This window comes from Collinsella aerofaciens (assembly GCF_039752775.1).
Taxonomy (GTDB): Bacteria; Actinomycetota; Coriobacteriia; order Coriobacteriales; family Coriobacteriaceae; genus Collinsella; species Collinsella aerofaciens_R.
In genome coordinates, this window is record NZ_JBDMGT010000001.1 from 86,123 (window position 1) to 104,816 (window position 18,694).

The following is an 18,694-nucleotide window of genomic DNA, read 5'->3' on the forward strand; positions in this document are numbered from 1 at the left end:
TGTTAAGCGCGATTTGAAATGTGCAAGGAGACTGTTATGCGTATTTTGATCGTCGAAGACGAGCAGGCGCTGTGTGACGCAATCGCGCGCAGCTTGCGAAACTTGGCGTACAGCGTCGACTGTTGCCACGACGGGCAGGAGGCGCTCGACCTACTGGACGTCGAGGCCTTCGACCTCGTGGTACTCGACCTCAACCTTCCCCGTATCGACGGCATGACCGTACTCAGGGAACTTAGGAAAACCGACTGCGAGACCAAGGTGCTGATTCTGTCCGCGCGTGGCGAAGTATCCGATAAGGTCGACGGACTCGATGCCGGCGCCAACGATTACCTCACCAAGCCGTTTCATCTGGACGAACTTGCGGCAAGGATCCGCAGCCTTACCCTCAGGCGCTTCGCACAAAGCGACATAGTATTAACCTGCGGAAAACTCAGCTTTGACACCAAGGCGCGCATCGCTTCCGTGGGCAGCGAGGCCTTATCTCTTACACGCAAGGAAACGGGAATCTTGGAATACCTGATGCTTAATCAGGGGCGACCGGTAAGCCAAGAGGAGCTTATCGAGCACGTTTGGGATAGCAGCGTAAACAGCTTTAGCAACGCAACCCGCGTTCATATCTCGTCGCTCCGCAAAAAGCTACGCAGCGCTTTGGGATACGACCCGATTCGCAATCGGATTGGAGAGGGCTACGTCATGGAGGATGGAGAATGAAAGGGCTTTCGCTGCAATGGCGCATAACGATCATGACGGCACTGCTCACGTGTGCGGCATGCGTTCTGACGAACTGCCTGGTCGGCTATACGGGCATGCGCTACATGGATGCCATCGGCAGTGACATCTCAGCCTTTAACGCAACCGGCGAAGATTCGCCCCAGGCGTTCGACCCGACGAAAGCGGTCCCCGATGACAGAGTCACGATCGTCGTAAACGACGCACAGGAGTCTTTTGGCACGACAGCCTGGTACATCACGGCTGGAGTCACGCTCCTTGGCGGCGTGCTGGCATACTTTGTGAGCGGCCGTGCACTTAAACCGCTACGGGCTTTTGCAGCCCAGGTTGAGCGCGTGCAGCCTGACAACCTAAGCGAAATCAGACTCAATGAAGATATGCCCACCGAGCTACAACGATGCAGCGCCTCTTTCAACGACATGATCGCTCGTCTTGGCGAAGGGTTCTCTGCACAGCGTCAGTTTACCGGCAACGCCGCACACGAGCTGCGCACCCCACTCGCCCTTATGCAAGCACAGATTGAACTATTCATCTCCGAGCACTCCGGTTTGCAACCCGAAACAGCCGAGCTGCTCGGCCTGCTACAAGAACAAACCGAGCGAATGTCGCGGATGACCAAGGTATTACTCGAGATGAGTGAGCTCCGCAGCGTTCCTTGCGAGGACGATGTTGAACTTGGCCCCTTGTCCGAAGAGGTCCTCACCGACCTTACGCCACTTGCCGAAAATAAGGGCATAGCCCTCAATTGTGCTGGAGACGCTTTAGTAATCGGGAGCGACACGCTACTGTACCGGCTGGTGTTCAACCTGGTCGAAAACGCTATCCGCTACAGCCGCACCGACTCGACTGTCAACGTCTCCATCAGCGACAGCGACAGCCACGTGCTCCTACGAGTCAAAGATGAGGGCCCGGGAATACCCAAGCAGTACCGTGAGAGCATCTTCCAACCGTTCTTTCGTCTAGACAAATCCCGCAGCAGGGCATACGGCGGCGCAGGACTCGGGCTAGCACTCGTTTGGGAGATTGCAGCGCTTCACGGTGGCACAGTAGAGGTCGAAACAAGTTCCGAGAACGGGACCACCATGCTCGTAAGCCTTCCAAAACGATCCGCAGCGTTAACCGAACAGTAAAACGAAAGGGGTCCCGAGCAACAGGAGTACAATTGCTGCTATTGTTGCCAGCTGTTGGGAGATGGAAGATGGACTGCGATGGCTACCCATGCGTTCCCATGCCGTTGATGTGCACCGCCTTTGTGCCGGGGCAGATTGACGTTGCGGTTGCAGGCATTTCCGACCCCGATTCGCGCGCCATCGCCACGGCAGAAGCGCTGTACTTTCGCGGACAGGCCACGCTCGCCGCCGGGACAGCACGCCCCTATCTTGACGCCACCGACCCCGCACTGCGCTATTCCGCATGCTTTATCTGCGGATATGCCAGTCTGTCGCTCAACCGTATCGCCGACGCCCGCCGGTGCCTTGCGGGCATCCTCGATACGCCGGCCGACGAGGAATCATCCGCTATCCACGCCACGCATATCCTGTTCGCCTCGGCCGCAAGCGTCCTGCTGCACTTGCCTTCCCCGTATTCTGCCGAAGAGTTTTATCCACTTGCGGCGCATCTGCCCGAAGGCCTGCGCCTGTTCGCCAGCTACGTGATGGCGCACGCCTTGTATCTGCGCGGCGAATACGGCCGCAGCCTGGGCATGGCGGAAAACGCCCTGATTATGAAACAGGGAAGTTATCCGATCTCGGAACTGTTCCTGCACCTGGCAGCCTCCATGGCATGCATGAGCCTCAAGGACATCGACGCCGCAAAGGCACACTTCGGAGCCGCTTGGGGCATTGCGCGCCCCGACGGCCTTATCGAGCTCATTGGCGAGCACCACGGCCTTTTACAGGGGCTCATCGAGGCGTGCCTAAAAACGCAATACCCAGACGACTTCGCGCGCATCATCGAGATCACGTACCGCTTCAGCTACGGCTGGCGGCGCATCCACAACCCTGATTCGGGCGAGGACGTGGCCGACGATCTAACGACCACGGAATTCACCATGGCCATGCTCGCCTGCCGCGGATGGACCAACGCCGAAATCGCACGCCACATGGAAGTATCGCCGGGCACTGTTAAAAACCGCCTATCAGGAGTGTATGCCAAGCTTGGTATCGGAACTCGCGCCGAGCTGGTTGCCCACATGTTGCGCTAGCGGCCAGACTGCCCGGCGTATCGAAAGCGCTCCGGGGGGCCTGACGCTTTCGCGCGCTCAAATTGGACATTTTGGCCATCGAACGGCACTACCGTGACAGGATGCCTTCTCGCAAAATTGGATTATTTCCACCGATGCCTGCGGGATGGGAGCCAAAGATGCTTGATCGCCGTTCGTTACTTGTTGCCGGAGCGTCCTCGCTGGCGAGCATTATGTTGCCGCGCGTGCCAGGAAGCGCAAACGCCTTCATATTGCCGTTCGCGCCCACCGAAGCCTATGCCGACGAAAAAGACCCCTTCAGGGTGCTCGTTCTCTCGCGCACCATGTTTGGTGTGGTCGTGGTCGATGTCGCCAACAAGAATACGCCCATCGCGGGTGCCCAGGTCACGCTCACATCGCGCTATGCCGCAGGCAAGCAGCTCACCGCCACGACCGATGACGAAGGCACGGCCATCTTTGAGGTCGCGCCGCTTTCGGAAGGCTACGTGGACGAGACAACGCTTCTCGACGCGTACGATTTTAACGGCGGCATCTCCATTAGCATGGCAGGCTACCGCGATGTCGAGATTCCCCTCGCGCGTATCCAGGGTGGCACCGCCATAACCGCGCCAACGCGTCCGCTTTCTGACGGCAAGCCGTACTTTCGACAGCTCACGTTCGACGAATGGGACATCCAGTACGCCGACGCTACGTTCATGACATTGCCGAAGGACGACACGGCAAACGAACAGCCCGATACGCACGCCTTTACCGTGCAGGCACATCTGCCACAGGGTGGACAGGCAACGCTGTGCATCAACAAGGTAATGCCCGCCACGGGTAGCTCGCCCGAAACCGTCACGCAAATTGGCCAAGTCAAGGCCAGCGCATCGGGTTCGGATAATCTGGCGACGTTCACGCTCGAAGACACGTTCCTCGATGCAGCGTCAAACCTTCTGGAGGAAGGATGCAAGCTGCGCTTTGGCCTCGACTATCAGGGCAAAACCTACACGCTCTCATCCCCCATGGCCGTTGTCACCGCGCCGGCCGCAAAGGCGGAATCCGGATCGACCACTATCGTCCCCACTACCATGGACCAAGAGATTACTCCGTTTGATTTCCCCGCGGCGTTTCCCGGCATTGGCGGCAACAAGTTCACGTGCTGGATGCCCTCGTTCCCCATTTTGTTCGATTTCTCTTTTGCCGGGTACGTGCTGTTTGGCGGAGGATACAAACCGGTCGGCTACATGAACGATTCAGGCAATCCGGATCCAGAGTACTGGAAGAAATCGCCGCGCGAGTCGGGCGCCAAGCAGGCAAACCGCTACCTCGACGAGATGGAGGGGAAGTGGAATCAGTACAAGAGTATGAGTGCCGGTTCGGGCACCGATCCAAGAAACACTAAGCTCCTTCACCACCATTGCACGCCGCTGTTCACGATGGATATCGCCACACAGCTGTACGGCTCGCTCGCCTACGATTGGGTGGGCAAAACCTGGGGCAGCAACAACGACCCCGCATACGGCAATATTAAGGCACTCTTCCAAGTAAGAACCGACCTCAATTGGACCGAGCAGTTTACCCTAGGACCGGTGCCGTTTTTCCTAAACGTCAACCCCTGGGTGCTGGCAAAACTGGCGCTCGCCGTGGGTGCCCACACGCACGGCAGCGGCGCGGCGTTTTTCAAGAACATTTCGCTCGACTATTCCAACACGTCGGGCTCATTCACTATCCAGATCGGGCTTGCCGTCACCTTTGGCGCCGGCGTTGCAGGCGTCGCTTCGTCTGCCGTGCGTGGCGCCGCATCCCTCACCCTGTTCATTGGGTACGAGAAGGCGGACGGGCACCAGCTTCCGCGGCTGCGCGTGGGTGCAGACGTCGATGTCGATGTGATACTCCAGTTCGTAATGTTCAAGTGGACCACCAAGGCTTGGTCGGGGTCGTGGCCCACACTCCTCGATTCGTGGAATATGTCGGTGAACAATGGCAACCAGTATGTGCTCCAGCGCTCTGAGCTCGCATTGGGTGGAGATACGCCTTACACGTTGGATGCCCGCTTCGGCACGTCCAGCAACATCGAGGCGGGCGGCGTGCCGCAATTTATCGCATCGGCCACCATCGTCACCAACGCCGAGCTGCTCGCACGCGCCGAGGTTAAGGCCACTGCCGTAAACGCCGCGCCTGTCGTGCGCGATTGGGATCAAGCGGTCACGTGCATTGAGCTCGAGGCGGATGCAGAGAGCGACGACACGGGACAGATCGAGCATTTCGTCCATGCACTGATAGGGAACGACGAAAACGCCGCGCCGATGTACGAGTACACCTATATCGGGCAGGCGACGAACGCTGTTGCGGACCCCAACGCTAATTCTGCTGGTGTATCGGAGGACGAGCGTGGCGGCATCAAACCCTCGAGCGACAACGTGCTGTTTGCTAGCGTGCTCAGCGAAGCTCACATGAAGCTGGCGATTATCGCCGGCGTAGAATGCCTATTCCGTATCGCCTCGGTGCGCTACGGCGACAATGGCCGCTCGCGCCTAGTGGTGCACACAAAGGCAAACGGCACGTGGTCCGCTCCCACGCCCGTGGACTTCCCCCTTGGGTTTGGCGAGGGCGACGTGGAGCGCACCGGCATATTCGATTACGACTTCGACGTGGTGGAATATACAGACGGGAGGGGAAACCGGGACGCCTACGTGCTGCTGGTCTCGGGCGAGCGCCCCGCCGGTGACAACACCCTTTTCGATACGGCGAGCACATCCGGCATACTGTCCGTTGTGCGCCTGCGCATAAGCAACGACGGAGTTCGCGTGATATCGCACACGTCGTGGCGCAGCATCTCGCGCGGCCGCCTTCAGGAGGATGGCTACCATTGCCTGCAGTGCCCACGCATCACGGTGGGCAAGACGCTGGTCGACGGACGTCTGTCGGGCGCTTACCTCCACCGCCACGGAGCCACCACAGAGAAGGCGCTCGGCAGCGAGGCCGAGGTTGCGCTGGAATGCTTTACCCTGTGGTCGGATGATTTGGGCGACAGTCTCACGTTCCGTCAGGTCCTCCGCTTTCCGCAAGCGCCATCGAGCATCGAGCTGGGCGTACCCGAGAATATCAACGGCAAAATGGTGGTGCCCGTTGCATACGAGACCGCAGGCGGTTGTGGCTGTGCATCGTACGCCGTGATCGGCCAGTCCATTGCGGGCTGGGGCGTTATGTCGCCAGATGCCACAGCACCCCACGCGGTGCCGTGGCCGCAGCACACGGGCTTTTTTGCTACCGTCAACGAGCAACTGCAGCATGTTACGTGGACGCGAGGCGCATCGGCATTTGCAACGCAGCCCGTGGGTGCCGCAGGCTGTGGCCCGGCATCGTTTAGCGTAAGCAACAACGGCAGGTGCGTGCTCTATGTAGAGAACACCGATGGCAAGGTGGGGCAAACCTACGACGAAGAAGGCAACCCGGTAGCAGTGATGGGCAAGCACTTCCGCATCTTCGCCAGCACCTTGGCAGGCGATCTGTTTACGGAGCCGTTCGTGATGTGCGAGCTGGACCATCCCGTCGATCAGATAACGACATTTTTGACGTCGGGGAGCATGCTCTCCGCGCTCGCCACGCACATTGTGAGCGCGGAGAAGAGCGAGGCAGAGTTGCACGGCATCGAAGTGCCCTTGGTGGCGTGTGTCACTCCGACGGGCGCGGTCGCTACCTCGGGCGCGGTGGTGCCCGGAGCAGCAGGCGAATCCTTCATGGTCACGGTGCGAAACGACGGCAACACCTTGCTGACCGCTGGCACGATCGATCTGTACCGAGAGGGCTCCAGCCAGCCGTTCTCCAGCGCATCCATCGGATTCGGAGTGAACGCACGCATGGCTTCGATCTACGATCCAGAGCTTGCCGAGGACGCTTCGGCCAACGATATGGCACACGTGAAGTACGCGCTCGAGACGCTGGGCGCACGTTTTGCAACGCACCCGCTGGTAGCCGACAACGGCAACGCCGTGCTGGCACCGGGTTGCACGGCACAGTTCCGTATGAGCTTCGCCATCCCCGAGAGTTGGAGCGACGAAGTGGGCAAACGCGTAACGCTGTATGCGAAGGCGCGTAATCTGGTGGCGCTCGATCCCGTAACGCTCGAAGAAATTCGACCGGGCGCGAACTCGGCGCTGGGTGCTGTACTGCATGAGCTCCACGTGCCCGACGCGGCATGCGAACGCTCAGAAGTTCAGGTCGGCGTATGCGACAGCGCGGACGCCACAGGGCTTCACGACGCCCCGATGACGGCGGACGGCGATGGTGGCTCAAGTGGCGGCGGTACTGACGAGGGCGGCGGCTCCGGCGGAAGCAGCTCCGGCAGTGGCAAGGACCACGGCAATAACAAGCGCTCCGGAAAAGCGGGCGCGCTTGCGGGCACGGGCGATGCCAACGTTCCCCTCACGGCAGCCGCTGCAGCACTCGCCGCGGCAGGCGCCGGCCTCGTCGCCTACAGTGCCCGCCGCACGGCGCTCGAGATCGACACCGCCAATGAGGCCAATTCGGATAGGCCTCGCTAGCTCCTAGTTACTTTTGTGAGAGACGTCGACTCGGCTCATCGAACATCAAATGGGCTGGTTCTGGATACCCAGAGCCAGCCCATTACGCATTAGATATCGTCAGAGGAGTCGAGTTCTGCCTCGAGCTTGGCACGGCGTCTTTTCGCCGTGAAAAACGCTGCGCACAGGCCAGCAAACGTGGCCGCGAAAATCGTCGCACCGCAGAACACGCCCGTGGCCAGGTTCGCCAACCAAAAGACGCTTTCGAGCGGTACGATCTGCGCCTCAGCGATACAGCGCATTGCGGCAATAACAAGCGCGAACGCGGCGCCGCTAAGACCGCTGAGAAGTAGGAAATATCCAACAGGAAGATGCTCGGTTTGCCCAAAACGATTGGTATCGACATAGCCCTTCCGCGTTTGCAGTCCTGCGCAAATCAACATCACGAGAACGAGCCACAAATACATGGCTGCCTCGAACGGCGTTGCAAAACCATGCGGCATTTCACTGGCGTCGCTGTGAACCCACGCAACCTGTCGAGCTATAAACTGGTAGAAAAATATCATCAACATGCCAAACGAAAGCAGCACGAAACCAATCTTGTAGATCTTCGCGCTCTCAGCCTCCAGGCGCTCATCCTTTGGGCCGGCATATTCACGCCACTTTTGCACGAGTTTTAAATCTTCAAATTTCATAGCGAACTCCTAAAGAGCGTTAGGGTCGACGTCGATCCCGTCTTCCCAAAACAGATCGTTCAACGTAACGCGTAGCGCTTTGCAGATCGCCACGCACAAATTGAGCGTGGGGTTGTAGCCGCCCGCCTCGATCAGGCCGATGGTCTGGCGCGTAACGCCCACGGCCTCGGCCAAGTCAGCTTGCGAAAGGCCAACCGCCGCGCGCGCCGCCTTCATGCGTAGGTTCTTTTTGCCCGGCATGGATTTCCTTTCGTAGTAATGGACAGATATCCGTTACAACATGACAGAAATATATTGCATCCATCAGAAGATGTCAACTATATCTGTCATTATGAAAACCATATTCGTCATCGCCATGCGGACATTACAACTTCGGTTCACTATTCAAACTTACTCGGACAGAACCGACTCGGTTTTGTCCGAGTAAACTCGAGCATAAACTGATTCATGCGATACAATTAACTCGGACAAAACCGAGTCGGAAGGAACCGAGTAAGTGGAATTCATTGGCAGGGAGCGTGAACTCGCCCGTATTAAGAAAACGCTCAAAGCACCCGAGCAGCGCAATGTTCTCATTTACGGCAGGCGTCGCGTCGGAAAAAGTGAGCTCATCAAGCAGGCGCTAACGGATTTGTCAGACGTCGCAACGGTCTATTACGAGTGCCGCCAAACCTCCGAGGCAGACAACCTCGAGAGTCTGTCCGTCCTTGTTGCTGAAGCGCTGAGCTTTCCTCCGCTCGCCTTCACAGGCATCCGCGAGCTCATCGAATTTCTGTTTGCCCAAGCCAAAGACAAGAACATTACCCTCGTTCTCGACGAATACCCCTACTTGAGAGATGCGGTTAAAGGCTTAGACAGCATTCTTCAGACCTCAATCGACGCCCACAGGGAAGACTCACGTTTAAACATTGTCCTGTGCGGCTCCTACGTTGAGATTATGAAATCCCTCATCGAGCATGAAAGCCCCCTCTACGGGCGAATTGATCTCGCACTTGAGCTTAAGCCCATGGATTACTTTGACGCTGCGAAGTTCTATCCCGCGTTCTCGCCCGAGGACAAGGTGCGGCTCTATAGCGTTTTTGGCGGCATCCCCTTTTACAATCGCCTCATCGATCAATCCCAAAGCGTACGCGACAACATCATCGAGCTCGTCACGGAACCTGGCGCCCGCTTAGAAAGCGAGGTGCCGTCCTATCTCAACGCCGAGATCTCGAAGATGACCAACGCCAACGAAGTTTTCGCGGCTCTCGCACAAGGTTACTCCCGTTGGGGGGACGTGCTGGCACAGTCGCACGTCTCGAGCGGTCCGGCCATGGCAGACGTGCTCGACAAGCTCATGTCACTCGAAATCGTCCAAAAGCGTGCACCCATCAACGACCCTACGAACAAGCGCAAGTCTGGCTACTTTGTAGTGGATCCGCTTTCGCTCTTTTACTATCGCTATGTTTTCCGCAATGCCTCAGCACGTCAGCTGCTCGACCCGGAAGTCTTCTATGATCGTCACGTCTCCCAAGACTTCGAGGAAAACTACGTTCCTCATATGTTCGAGGAGATCTGCCGTCAATACCTCGTGCGGCAGAACAGGACCGGCAAGATCGAACCGGCTTTCGACGCCATAGGCAAGTACTGGTACGACGATCCCGCAAACAAAACGAGCGGCGAATTCGATGTGGTAACGCAAGACCCCGAGGGCTACGCATTCTACGAAGCAAAGTTCCGCAAATCCCCCGTCACGCAAAAAATGGTCGACGAGGAAATCACCCAAGTCGAGGCAACGGGGCTCAAGTGCCATCGCTATGGATTCTTCTCCCGTTCGGGCTTCGAAGCTGGCGAAAGCGATCGAACCGTCTTCATCGACCTGCCGCAGATGTTTGGATAGGACAGGACAGGTCCCTCCCGCATTCCAAGCATTCATTATCTAATCGAACGATTGTTCGATGGATTTCGTGTTGGTTGGAATCGTCTGTGGGCTGGGCTATGCTACCTTGACTATCTATATGACTTAAACGCAGCAAAGGAGCACCGAGAGAGCGAGTATGGCAAAAAACACCGCAAACTATGGTAACGACAGTATCCGCCAGCTCAAGGACGAGGAGCGCGTACGCCTGCGCCCCGCCGTCATCTTTGGCTCGGACGGGCTCGACGGCTGCGCACATGCCGCCTTCGAGATCCTGTCCAACGCCGTTGACGAGGCGCGCCAGGGCTACGGCAAGCTCATCACCCTTACCGCCTTTCGCGATGGCTCCATTCAGGTAGAGGACAATGGCCGTGGCTGCCCGCTCGACTGGAACCCTTCCGAGAAGCGTTTTAACTGGGAGCTCGTCTTTTGCGAACTCTACGCCGGCGGCAAGTATAACAACAACCAGGGCGGCGACTACGATTTCTCGCTCGGCACCAACGGCCTGGGCTCCTGTGCGACTCAGTACGCCTCCGAGTACATGGACGTCACGGTTTGGCGCGACGGCAACAAGTACTCCCTGCACTTTAAGAAGGGCAAGGTCGTCGGCGCCAAAAAGAAGGCGCTCGAGATTGAGCCCAGCGACGAGAACCGCACCGGTACCACCATCAAGTGGCGTCCCGATCTTGAGGTCTTTACCTCCATCAGTATCCCCCACGATTGGTATCGCGAGACCATGCGCCGTCAGGCCGTGGTCAACGCCAACGTGACCTTCCGCCTGCACATCGAGGGCGACGATGGTGAGTTTTCCGAAGAGGATTTTTGCTATCCCAAGGGCATCGAGGACTACGTGCTCGAGAAGGTCGGTACCGACTACCTTACCGAGCCCTTCTTTATCGAGGCCGACCGTCGCGGTCGCGATCGCGAGGACCTGCCCGATTACAACGTAAAAATCACCGCATGCATGTGCTTCTCGCGCACCTTCATGATGCAGGAGTACTACCACAACTCATCGTGGCTCGAGAACGGCGGTTCGCCCGAGAAGGCCGCCCGCAGCGCTTTGACCAGCGCCATCGATGCCTACATTAAGCAACAGGGCAAATACAACAAAAACGAGAGCGGCATTAAGTGGCAGGACGTCCAGGACTGTCTGGTACTAGTGACCAACTGCTTCTCCACCCAGACGTCTTACGAAAACCAGACTAAGAAGGCCATCAACAACCGCTTTATCCAGCAGGCCATGACTGCCTTCTTTAAGGAGCGCCTCTCGACCTACTTGATCGAGAACAAGGACGCCGCCAATAAGATTATGGAGCAGGTGCTCATCAACAAGCGTTCACGCGAGAATGCCGAGAAGACGCGCCAGAGCATCAAGACCAACCTGCAGCAGAAGACCGATATGGCCAACCGCGTGCAGAAGTTCATCGACTGCCGCTCCAAGGACAAGAACCGTCGCGAGATCTACATCGTAGAGGGCGACTCGGCAGCAGGCGCCATTCGCACCTCGCGCGATGCCGAGTTCCAGGGCGTCATGCCCGTCCGAGGTAAGATCCTCAACTGCCTGAAGGAGGATTATCCGCGCATCTTTAAGTCCGACATCATCATGGACCTTATGCGCGTGCTGGGCTGCGGTGTGGAGATCAAGGACAAGCGCATCAAGAACCTGGGCGCCTTTGACCTGGACAACCTCAACTGGAACAAGGTCATCATCTGTACGGACGCCGACGTCGACGGTTATCACATCCGCACGCTCGTGCTCACCATGCTCTATCGCCTGGTGCCCACGCTTATCGACGAGGGCTACGTGTATATCGCCGAGTCGCCGCTCTACGAGATCAACTGCAAAGAGAAGACCTACTTTGCCTACACCGAGCTCGAGAAGAACGGCATCCTTAAGGAGATCGGCGACCAAAAGTGCTCGATCAACCGCTCCAAGGGTCTTGGTGAGAACGATCCGGACATGATGTGGCTCACCACCATGAACCCCGAGACGCGCCGCCTGATCAAGGTGGAGCCCGAGGACGTCACCAAGATGGAAACCATGTTCAACCTTTTGCTTGGCAACGACGAGGCAGGCCGCAAGCGCCATATCTCCGAGCACGGCAAGGAATACCTGGACCAGCTGGACCTGCAGTAGCAGCAAATCGATAACGACGGCCCATAAGAAGTTCAAGAGGAAATCGTGGCAAAGAAGAAGACGAAGAACCAGCCAAAGAAAAAGCAGGTCAACGCCGAAAACGTCATCGGCCTGCACTCCGAGGTCACCGACCAGCCGATCACGCAGACGCTCGAGGTCAACTACATGCCCTACGCCATGAGCGTCAACGTCTCGCGTGCGTTCCCCGAGATCGACGGCTTTAAGCCCTCGCACCGCAAGCTGCTCTACACCATGTACAAGATGGGTCTGCTCAAGGGCGAGCGCCAGAAGAGCGCCAACATCGTGGGGCAAACCATGAAGCTCAACCCGCACGGCGATGCCGCGATCTACGAGACGATGGTGCGCCTGGCGACGGGCAACGAGGCACTGCTTGCGCCCTTCGTGGAGTCGAAGGGCAACTTTGGCAAGTACTATTCGGGCGATCTGAGCTACGCCGCCTCGCGTTATACCGAGGCCAAGCTCTCCCCCATCAGCGCCGAGATCTTCAAGGACATCGACAAGGACCCGGTCGACTTTGTCGACAGCTACGACGGCGCCATGAAGGAGCCGCGTTTGCTGCCCACCACGTTCCCCAACATCCTTGTCTCGGCCAACAAGGGCATCGGCGTCGCCATGGCGTCCGACATCTGCGGTTTCAACCTCAACGAGGTCTGCACCGCCACCATGCACTACCTGCAGGATCCCGACTGCGACCTGCTCGAGTACATGCCCATGCCCGACTTCTCGACCGGCGGCGAAATTATCTACCGCCGCGAGGAGATGGAAAAGATTATCGAGACCGGCCTTGGCAGCTTCCAGATCCGCTCCCGCTGGCGCTGGATTCCCGAAGAGCGCATCATCGAGGTCTACGAGATCCCCTACACCACCAAGACCGATGTCATCATCGAACGCATCGTCAAGCTCTCCAAAGAGGGCAAGGTCAAGGAGATCGCCGATATCCGCGATGAGACCGACCTCTCGGGTCTGCGTATCGCCATCGACCTCAAACGCGGCGTCGACCCCGACAAGCTCATGGCCAAGCTCTATCGCTCGACCACGCTGCAGGATTCGTTCTCGTGCAACTTCAACGTGCTCGTCGACGGCTATCCCCGTGTTATGGGCGTGCGCCAGATTCTGCACGAGTGGGTCAAGTGGCGTATTGAGTCCACGCGCCGCCGCATTAACTTTGACCTGGGCAAAAAGTCCGAGCGCCTGCACCTGCTGCACGGCCTTGAGGCAATTCTGCTCGACATCGACAAGGCCATCGCCATCATCCGCGGCACCAAGCTCGAAGCCGAGGTCGTGCCCAATCTTATGAAGGGTTTCGACATCGACGAGACCCAGGCCGAGTTTGTTGCCGAGCTCAAGCTTCGCAACATCAACGAGGAGTACATCCTCAACCGCACCAAGGACATTGCAAAGCTTGAGGGCGAAATTGCCGAGCTGGAGGAGATTCTCTCGAGCGAAGACAACATCAAGAAGGTCATCAGCGACGAGTTGGCCGCGGTCAACAAGAAATATGTGATGCCGCGTCGCACGGGCAGGATCGAGCCCCATGAGGTCATCGAGGTGAGCTTGGAACCCGAGGTCGAGGAGTACCCGGTCACCATCATGCTCTCGCGCGATGGCTACCTTAAGAAGATGACGGACCGCGTACTCAAGAAGGCGACCACGCTCAAGTACAAGGACGGCGACAAACCCTTTATCGAGTTCCCGTCCTCCAACACCCACGAGCTGCTGGTCTTTACCAACAAGAGCCAGGTGTACAAGTGCAAGGTTGCGTCGTTTGAGGACACCAAGTCGGCCCAGCTGGGCTCGTACCTGCCGACCGATCTTGAGATGGAACCCGACGAGGGTGTCATCTGGGTCATCGACCCCGAGGACTACAAGGCCGACGTGCTGTTTGTCTTTGAGAACGGTCGTGTGGTGCGCGTCGCACTTGCCGGATACGTTACCAAGACCAACCGCAAGCGCCTTAAGAACGCCATCTACGGCGGCAGCAAACTGCTGTATGCCCAGGTGCTCAAGGAAGATCGCGATATTGCACTGGTCTCGAGCGACTATCGCCTGATGAACTTCAACACGTCGTTGCTCAAGACCAAGACGACCACCAACACGCAGGGCGTCCAGGCCTTTACGGCTAAGAAGGGCCGCTCGGTCACCACCGTCGGCACAACCGAGGAGATTCTTGGCGCCGGCGTCTCGGCCGAGAAGTTCACCGCACAGAGCCTGCCTTCTGCCGGTGCCCTCATGAAGGAAAACGACATGCCGAGCCTGTTTGACTAGGTGCCACGGCAACGAGACCGTTAGATACTTCTCAAAGCGACGAGGCCCGGAACGCAACGGCATTGCGCCCGGGACTCGTCGTTTTTCTTCTCAACTATTTTTTAACGCAGATAAATTGATTTCTGCTTATTTTTCTGCGTAAAAAATGTCAGCGTCACTGCTTCGATGCCCTTTGGTCAGCTGTTAGCAAAACTTGCAAAAATTAGCAAAACTTGCAAAAATTAGCAAAACTTGCAAAAATTAGCAAAACTTGCAAAGGAGTCACCATGGAGTACAGCAAGAACCCCTTTACCCCGACGTTCGGAAGCGTCCCTCCCTTTCTAGCGGGTCGCGAGCATATTCTGCGTGACATCAACCGTGGTTTTATCAACGGCCCGGGAGATCCAAACCTGTCGACTATTTTTACGGGCGCAAGGGGAACGGGCAAGACGGCGCTTCTCTCGCTCCTTTCAGAAACGGCGCTTGAACACGGTTGGATCGCAGCAAATGTCTCCGCCATGCCAGGCATGCTCGAAGATATTATCGAGCGAACCAAAGAAGCCGCAGATAGCTACCTCTCACAGCCTCATGCGCGCATAAACGGCGTTCAAATTGGTCCAGTGGGCATCGATTGGACATATGCTCAAGAGGCTCAGGGCAACTGGCGCACGCGCATGAATGGCATCTTTAAGCAACTCGAAAAACATGACATCGGACTTCTCATTACCATCGATGAAGTCACCGTCGATCTCGAAGAAATGCTTCAATTTGCCTCTGTTTACCAGCACTTTGTACGCGAAGGTAAAAAAGTTGCCCTACTCATGGCAGGACTGCCCTACAAAGTATCGGCGTTGCTGCGTAACGATTCCGTCTCGTTCCTCAGGCGTTCCCAATATCATCAGTTAGGACGAATCACTGACGTTGAAATTGCAAACGCGTTTCGCAAAACCGTTGAGGCCGGAGGACGTTCAATCACACCAGAAGCGCTCGAGAATGCTGTGAAGGCCGTCGACGGATTCCCCTACATGATGCAGCTCGTCGGATATCGCACTTGGGATGTTTCGGAGAACTCGCCCCAAATCAGTGCATCCGATGTCCAGCAGGGTTCCCTACTCGCACGCATGGAGCTGCGTGATCGCATTCTCGAAACGACCTATCGAGAGCTTTCCGATAAAGACATTGAGTTTTTACTCGCGATGCTGCCCGATTCTGGCCCCAGCAGGGTCTCGGAGATAGCCAAACGCATGGGCGTCGCCAGCAACTACGCAAGCCAATACAAACGCCGCCTTCTCGAGGACGGCGTCATCGGGGAACGTGGGCGTGGTCTCGTTGGCTTTGACATCCCCGCATTCAGGGAGTTCCTGAGCGAGAAAGTCTCCTAGCACGCGGAGATTGTCCATAAGGACATCAACGCATGGCAATCAGTAATCCTCTTGGTAAGGGAAGTAGGCTTTCCGCCAACGCTGATTGCCATGCGTTCTTCTTGTCCTTAGGCGAGTTTGCGAGCGAGCTCTCGCACCTCTTCCAACTTGGGCGAGGAGACCATGCTGTCACGCTCGGTCATACCGCTGATGGTGACAATGCCCTGGTCCTCCCACTTGCAGTACGCACAGGTTGACTTGTACATAGCGATCGCCGCATCATAGACGCCCTCGCTATGGCTATCGAGCAAAAGGGCCGTCTTGGTGAACGGGAAGCCCGTAGCACCGAAGGCATACAGGCGGTCGATGGCGGCCTTCTCCTGCGCAGTGATATCAAACCAGTAGATAGGCGAAGCGAAGACAACCATATCGGCGCCTTTCAGTGTCTCGAGCACACCGGCCATGTCGTCCTTCTGCATGCAGGCACCCTCATGGGCAAAGCAGTACTGACACCCCAGGCAACCAGCAATCTTCTTGCCGGCAACGCGGATGACCTCGACCGTATGGCCGGCCTCGCGCGCGGTCTCGGCAAACGCCTCGACCATGGTGTCGGTATTGGCGCCCTTGCGCGGGCTACCGCTCAATACAACGATATTCATAAGAATCTCCCTTCTTCATGCCGCAGGCGCGCGGCATACATTTCGTTGTAACCAAAACGGATAGAGCTATTCAGTCGTCTGTAGATCGCATCTCTCGTTCGTGTTCTCTAGACACAATCTCATTGCCTGATAACTCCTCGGCCACCTTGATTTTCTCTCCGAGAATTGAACAGCAAATCGTTGCTCGCAAAGTATCGACTGTGAGAAAATTAGCTTGAGCTTTCTCCCTGCTCGCATAAGCGTTCGCGTGAAAGAGCCTAGCCGCATCGGCCAGGCGCAATATAGATCCGCGGAAACCGGCCTACGAACAAGGAGTGTCTTATGTATGGACAGCATGTTGCACCGCAGACCCATAACAAACGGACTGGCCTGTCTATCCGCGACGTCAAGCGTCATGCAGACGCCAGAATCGCCGCCTTCGGAGTAAGCATTCTTGTGGCAGGACTGCTTTTGCTACCCTGCGCAGCACTGGCGACAGAAATGCCCGAAACCGATGTCGCAGCACCCATTACCTGCGACGAAGCCAACGCGGAAGGCAGCCTCACAGCTACCACCGTTGTCGACCATAACTATGACCTGGAGCTCCCTCCTGCCTTTATGTTGGTCCAGAATGAGGCGTTTGTATACGATTTCCCCGACAAACCCGAAGACTTCATCTACGGGCTTAACGACACCGTCCTTCTCTTCAAGATCGACACCGATACCGAAGGCCTTATAAAAACCGAGAACCCCAAAGAGGCCAGCGTCTCTATTGCCCTGACCATGATCGACAATCACGTTAGAGCAACCGTAGTCTTTACAGGCAGTTACGCCGACGACCAAATCCCTTACAGGCTGAACCTCAACAGCTCAGCCCACCTTGGCACACACGTTGACCGTGACTTCGACAGCGGGCAAGGGATTATGCACGAGACGCGGCACGATTACTACATCCGTTACATCTTCGACAGTGACGTGCACTTGATTGCAACCGATACGAGCGGTTCCAAACCCGATCCAAGTGTTAAGCCGATCCCAGAGGTCAAACCCGAACCGGAAACCAAGCCCGAGCCCACACCGCAGCCCAAGACAGAAAAGCCCGCGGCAAATCCCGTTTCCACCAAGGCAGTAACGGCAGCTAAACCAGCCAGGACCACCCTACCCGCTACGGGCGACAACGGCGCGATAGCAGTCGCCCTGAGTGTTGCCGGTGGCGTAGTTGCATCAGTTAGCATTTCCGCAACAAGGCGTCGCAACCGCTAGCTAAAGCAAATACGCCATTCACACAGGCAAACAACCAAGCTCCAACGAAAACGGTCCAGTCATCCGACTGTGCCGCACTCCAGTAGTTCGTGGAAGATATCAAAGAGGTATCCCAGGCTCCCTTGAGCTGTGCGACAGACAGATCAGGTTTGGGAAGTAGAACGGCCCTTGCGCGAAGCGTGAATCGGGCAAGTCTGACGTTTATTCCCAGGGCCAAGCAGGGCCGGAGGTTTTATTGGCGGCTCTTACGGGCGTCGCGAGTTTTGGCGAGGACGTAGGCATCGGGGTCGTCTTTGAACCAGGGGCAACGGCGCTCGCCGGAGACCATATGGCGGTGGGGGCAGCCGCCCATGCACATGGGCAGAATGTGGTGCACGGATGATTGGGCGTCCGCAGGCTGAGTGAAGCCATAACAACACTTCGCGCATCGAGCAGTTTGAGCCGGCGTGCGCATGTCGGCGCCATACCGGGAAGAGAGGGCCTTCTTGTGGGGCGGACGACCCCATTGCAGTCTCCTTCCGCTCTAATCCTGCGGGAACGACAGCGGCCGTAGGAGTACCGCTACCGTACTCGTAGCGGTTCTCCGCCCCCTAAGCAGCGTGTCCGCTACGAAACGACCGTCTTGTAATAAGCGCCGAAGTCTGCGAGCGAGTCCATGATGGGCATCATCTGGCGGCCGAGCTCGGTAAGGCCATACTCAACGCGGGGAGGATTCTCGCCATAGTCATGGCGAAAGACCAGCCCATCATCCTCCATCTGCCGCAGGCTGTCGGTAAGCACCTTCTGAGAGATCCCCTCGAGGTCGCGGCGCAACTCGTTGAAACGCCAAGGGCGTACGCGCAAGTTACGGATAATGAGCAGCTTCCACTTGCCGCCAATGAGCGTTACCGCCGTTGCGACCGGACACTCCGGAAGCTCCTCTTTCGCCATCACGGGAGACCCAACCTCCTTGACCATACCGGTTTCACAAAAAAGTACGCAGTTACAAATATGTGCGTACT

At 57.3% G+C, this 18,694-nt stretch carries 13 protein-coding genes; 9 read left to right on the plus strand and 4 right to left on the minus strand.

The genetic code is table 11. The annotated features are described in order from the left end of the window. The first annotated feature begins 18 nt into the window (after window positions 1-18). The 4 genes from ABHR63_RS00380 to ABHR63_RS00395 all read left to right on the plus strand — a co-directional run bounded on the left by ABHR63_RS00380 (window position 19) and on the right by ABHR63_RS00395 (window position 7,458). Window positions 19-711 (plus strand): response regulator transcription factor, encoded by a 693-nt coding sequence (locus ABHR63_RS00380; RefSeq protein ID WP_430392735.1) that lies wholly within the window; start codon window positions 19-21, stop codon window positions 709-711. Continuing rightward, window positions 708-1,859, plus strand: a complete 1,152-nt coding sequence (locus ABHR63_RS00385) for a HAMP domain-containing sensor histidine kinase (RefSeq protein WP_346964595.1) — start codon at window positions 708-710, stop codon at window positions 1,857-1,859. The genes ABHR63_RS00380 and ABHR63_RS00385 overlap by 4 nt, the downstream gene beginning before the upstream one ends. 68 nt (window positions 1,860-1,927) lie before the next feature. Continuing rightward, entirely contained in the window at window positions 1,928-2,932 is a 1,005-nt protein-coding gene (locus tag ABHR63_RS00390) for a helix-turn-helix domain-containing protein (protein WP_346964596.1), read from the plus strand. Window positions 2,933-3,090: 158 nt separating this feature from the next. Further along, window positions 3,091-7,458: a hypothetical protein gene (locus tag ABHR63_RS00395; protein ID WP_346964597.1), complete on the plus strand. Its 4,368-nt coding sequence runs from the start codon at window positions 3,091-3,093 to the stop codon at window positions 7,456-7,458. Between the two features lie 89 nt (window positions 7,459-7,547). Here the strand turns inward: ABHR63_RS00395 and ABHR63_RS00400 are convergent, their stop codons facing one another. Continuing rightward, window positions 7,548-8,132, minus strand: a complete 585-nt coding sequence (locus ABHR63_RS00400) for a hypothetical protein (protein WP_346964598.1) — start codon at window positions 8,130-8,132, stop codon at window positions 7,548-7,550. A 9-nt stretch (window positions 8,133-8,141) separates the two neighbouring features. Continuing rightward, window positions 8,142-8,372: a helix-turn-helix transcriptional regulator gene (locus tag ABHR63_RS00405; protein ID WP_195568536.1), complete on the minus strand. Its 231-nt coding sequence runs from the start codon at window positions 8,370-8,372 to the stop codon at window positions 8,142-8,144. Window positions 8,373-8,628: 256 nt separating this feature from the next. Here ABHR63_RS00405 and ABHR63_RS00410 point away from each other — a divergent pair, with 256 nt between their 5' ends. The 4 genes from ABHR63_RS00410 (at window position 8,629) to ABHR63_RS00425 (ending at window position 15,813) form a co-directional block, all read left to right on the plus strand. Next, window positions 8,629-10,011, plus strand: a complete 1,383-nt coding sequence (locus tag ABHR63_RS00410; RefSeq protein WP_346965850.1) for an ATP-binding protein — start codon at window positions 8,629-8,631, stop codon at window positions 10,009-10,011. Window positions 10,012-10,168: 157 nt separating this feature from the next. Continuing rightward, window positions 10,169-12,166: a DNA gyrase/topoisomerase IV subunit B gene (locus ABHR63_RS00415; protein WP_195568533.1), complete on the plus strand. Its 1,998-nt coding sequence runs from the start codon at window positions 10,169-10,171 to the stop codon at window positions 12,164-12,166. Window positions 12,167-12,211: 45 nt separating this feature from the next. Next, entirely contained in the window at window positions 12,212-14,452 is a 2,241-nt protein-coding gene (locus tag ABHR63_RS00420; RefSeq protein ID WP_346964599.1) for a DNA gyrase subunit A, read from the plus strand. A gap of 266 nt (window positions 14,453-14,718) precedes the next feature. Beyond that, a complete protein-coding gene (locus ABHR63_RS00425) occupies window positions 14,719-15,813 on the plus strand; it encodes a P-loop NTPase family protein (RefSeq protein ID WP_195568529.1) in 1,095 nt (364 codons plus the stop codon). Window positions 15,814-15,920: 107 nt separating this feature from the next. Here the strand turns inward: ABHR63_RS00425 and ABHR63_RS00430 are convergent, their stop codons facing one another. Further along, a complete protein-coding gene (locus ABHR63_RS00430) occupies window positions 15,921-16,451 on the minus strand; it encodes a flavodoxin family protein (protein WP_346964600.1) in 531 nt (176 codons plus the stop codon). A gap of 321 nt (window positions 16,452-16,772) precedes the next feature. On the opposite strand from ABHR63_RS00430, the gene ABHR63_RS00435 reads away from it, so the two are divergent. Continuing rightward, on the plus strand, window positions 16,773-17,693 hold the full coding sequence (locus tag ABHR63_RS00435; RefSeq protein ID WP_195503675.1) for a hypothetical protein: 921 nt from the start codon (window positions 16,773-16,775) through the stop codon (window positions 17,691-17,693). A gap of 606 nt (window positions 17,694-18,299) precedes the next feature. Here ABHR63_RS00435 and ABHR63_RS00440 read toward each other — a convergent pair. Beyond that, on the minus strand, window positions 18,300-18,623 hold the full coding sequence (locus tag ABHR63_RS00440; protein ID WP_229066807.1) for a winged helix-turn-helix transcriptional regulator: 324 nt from the start codon (window positions 18,621-18,623) through the stop codon (window positions 18,300-18,302). Between the last annotated feature and the right edge of the window lie 71 nt (window positions 18,624-18,694).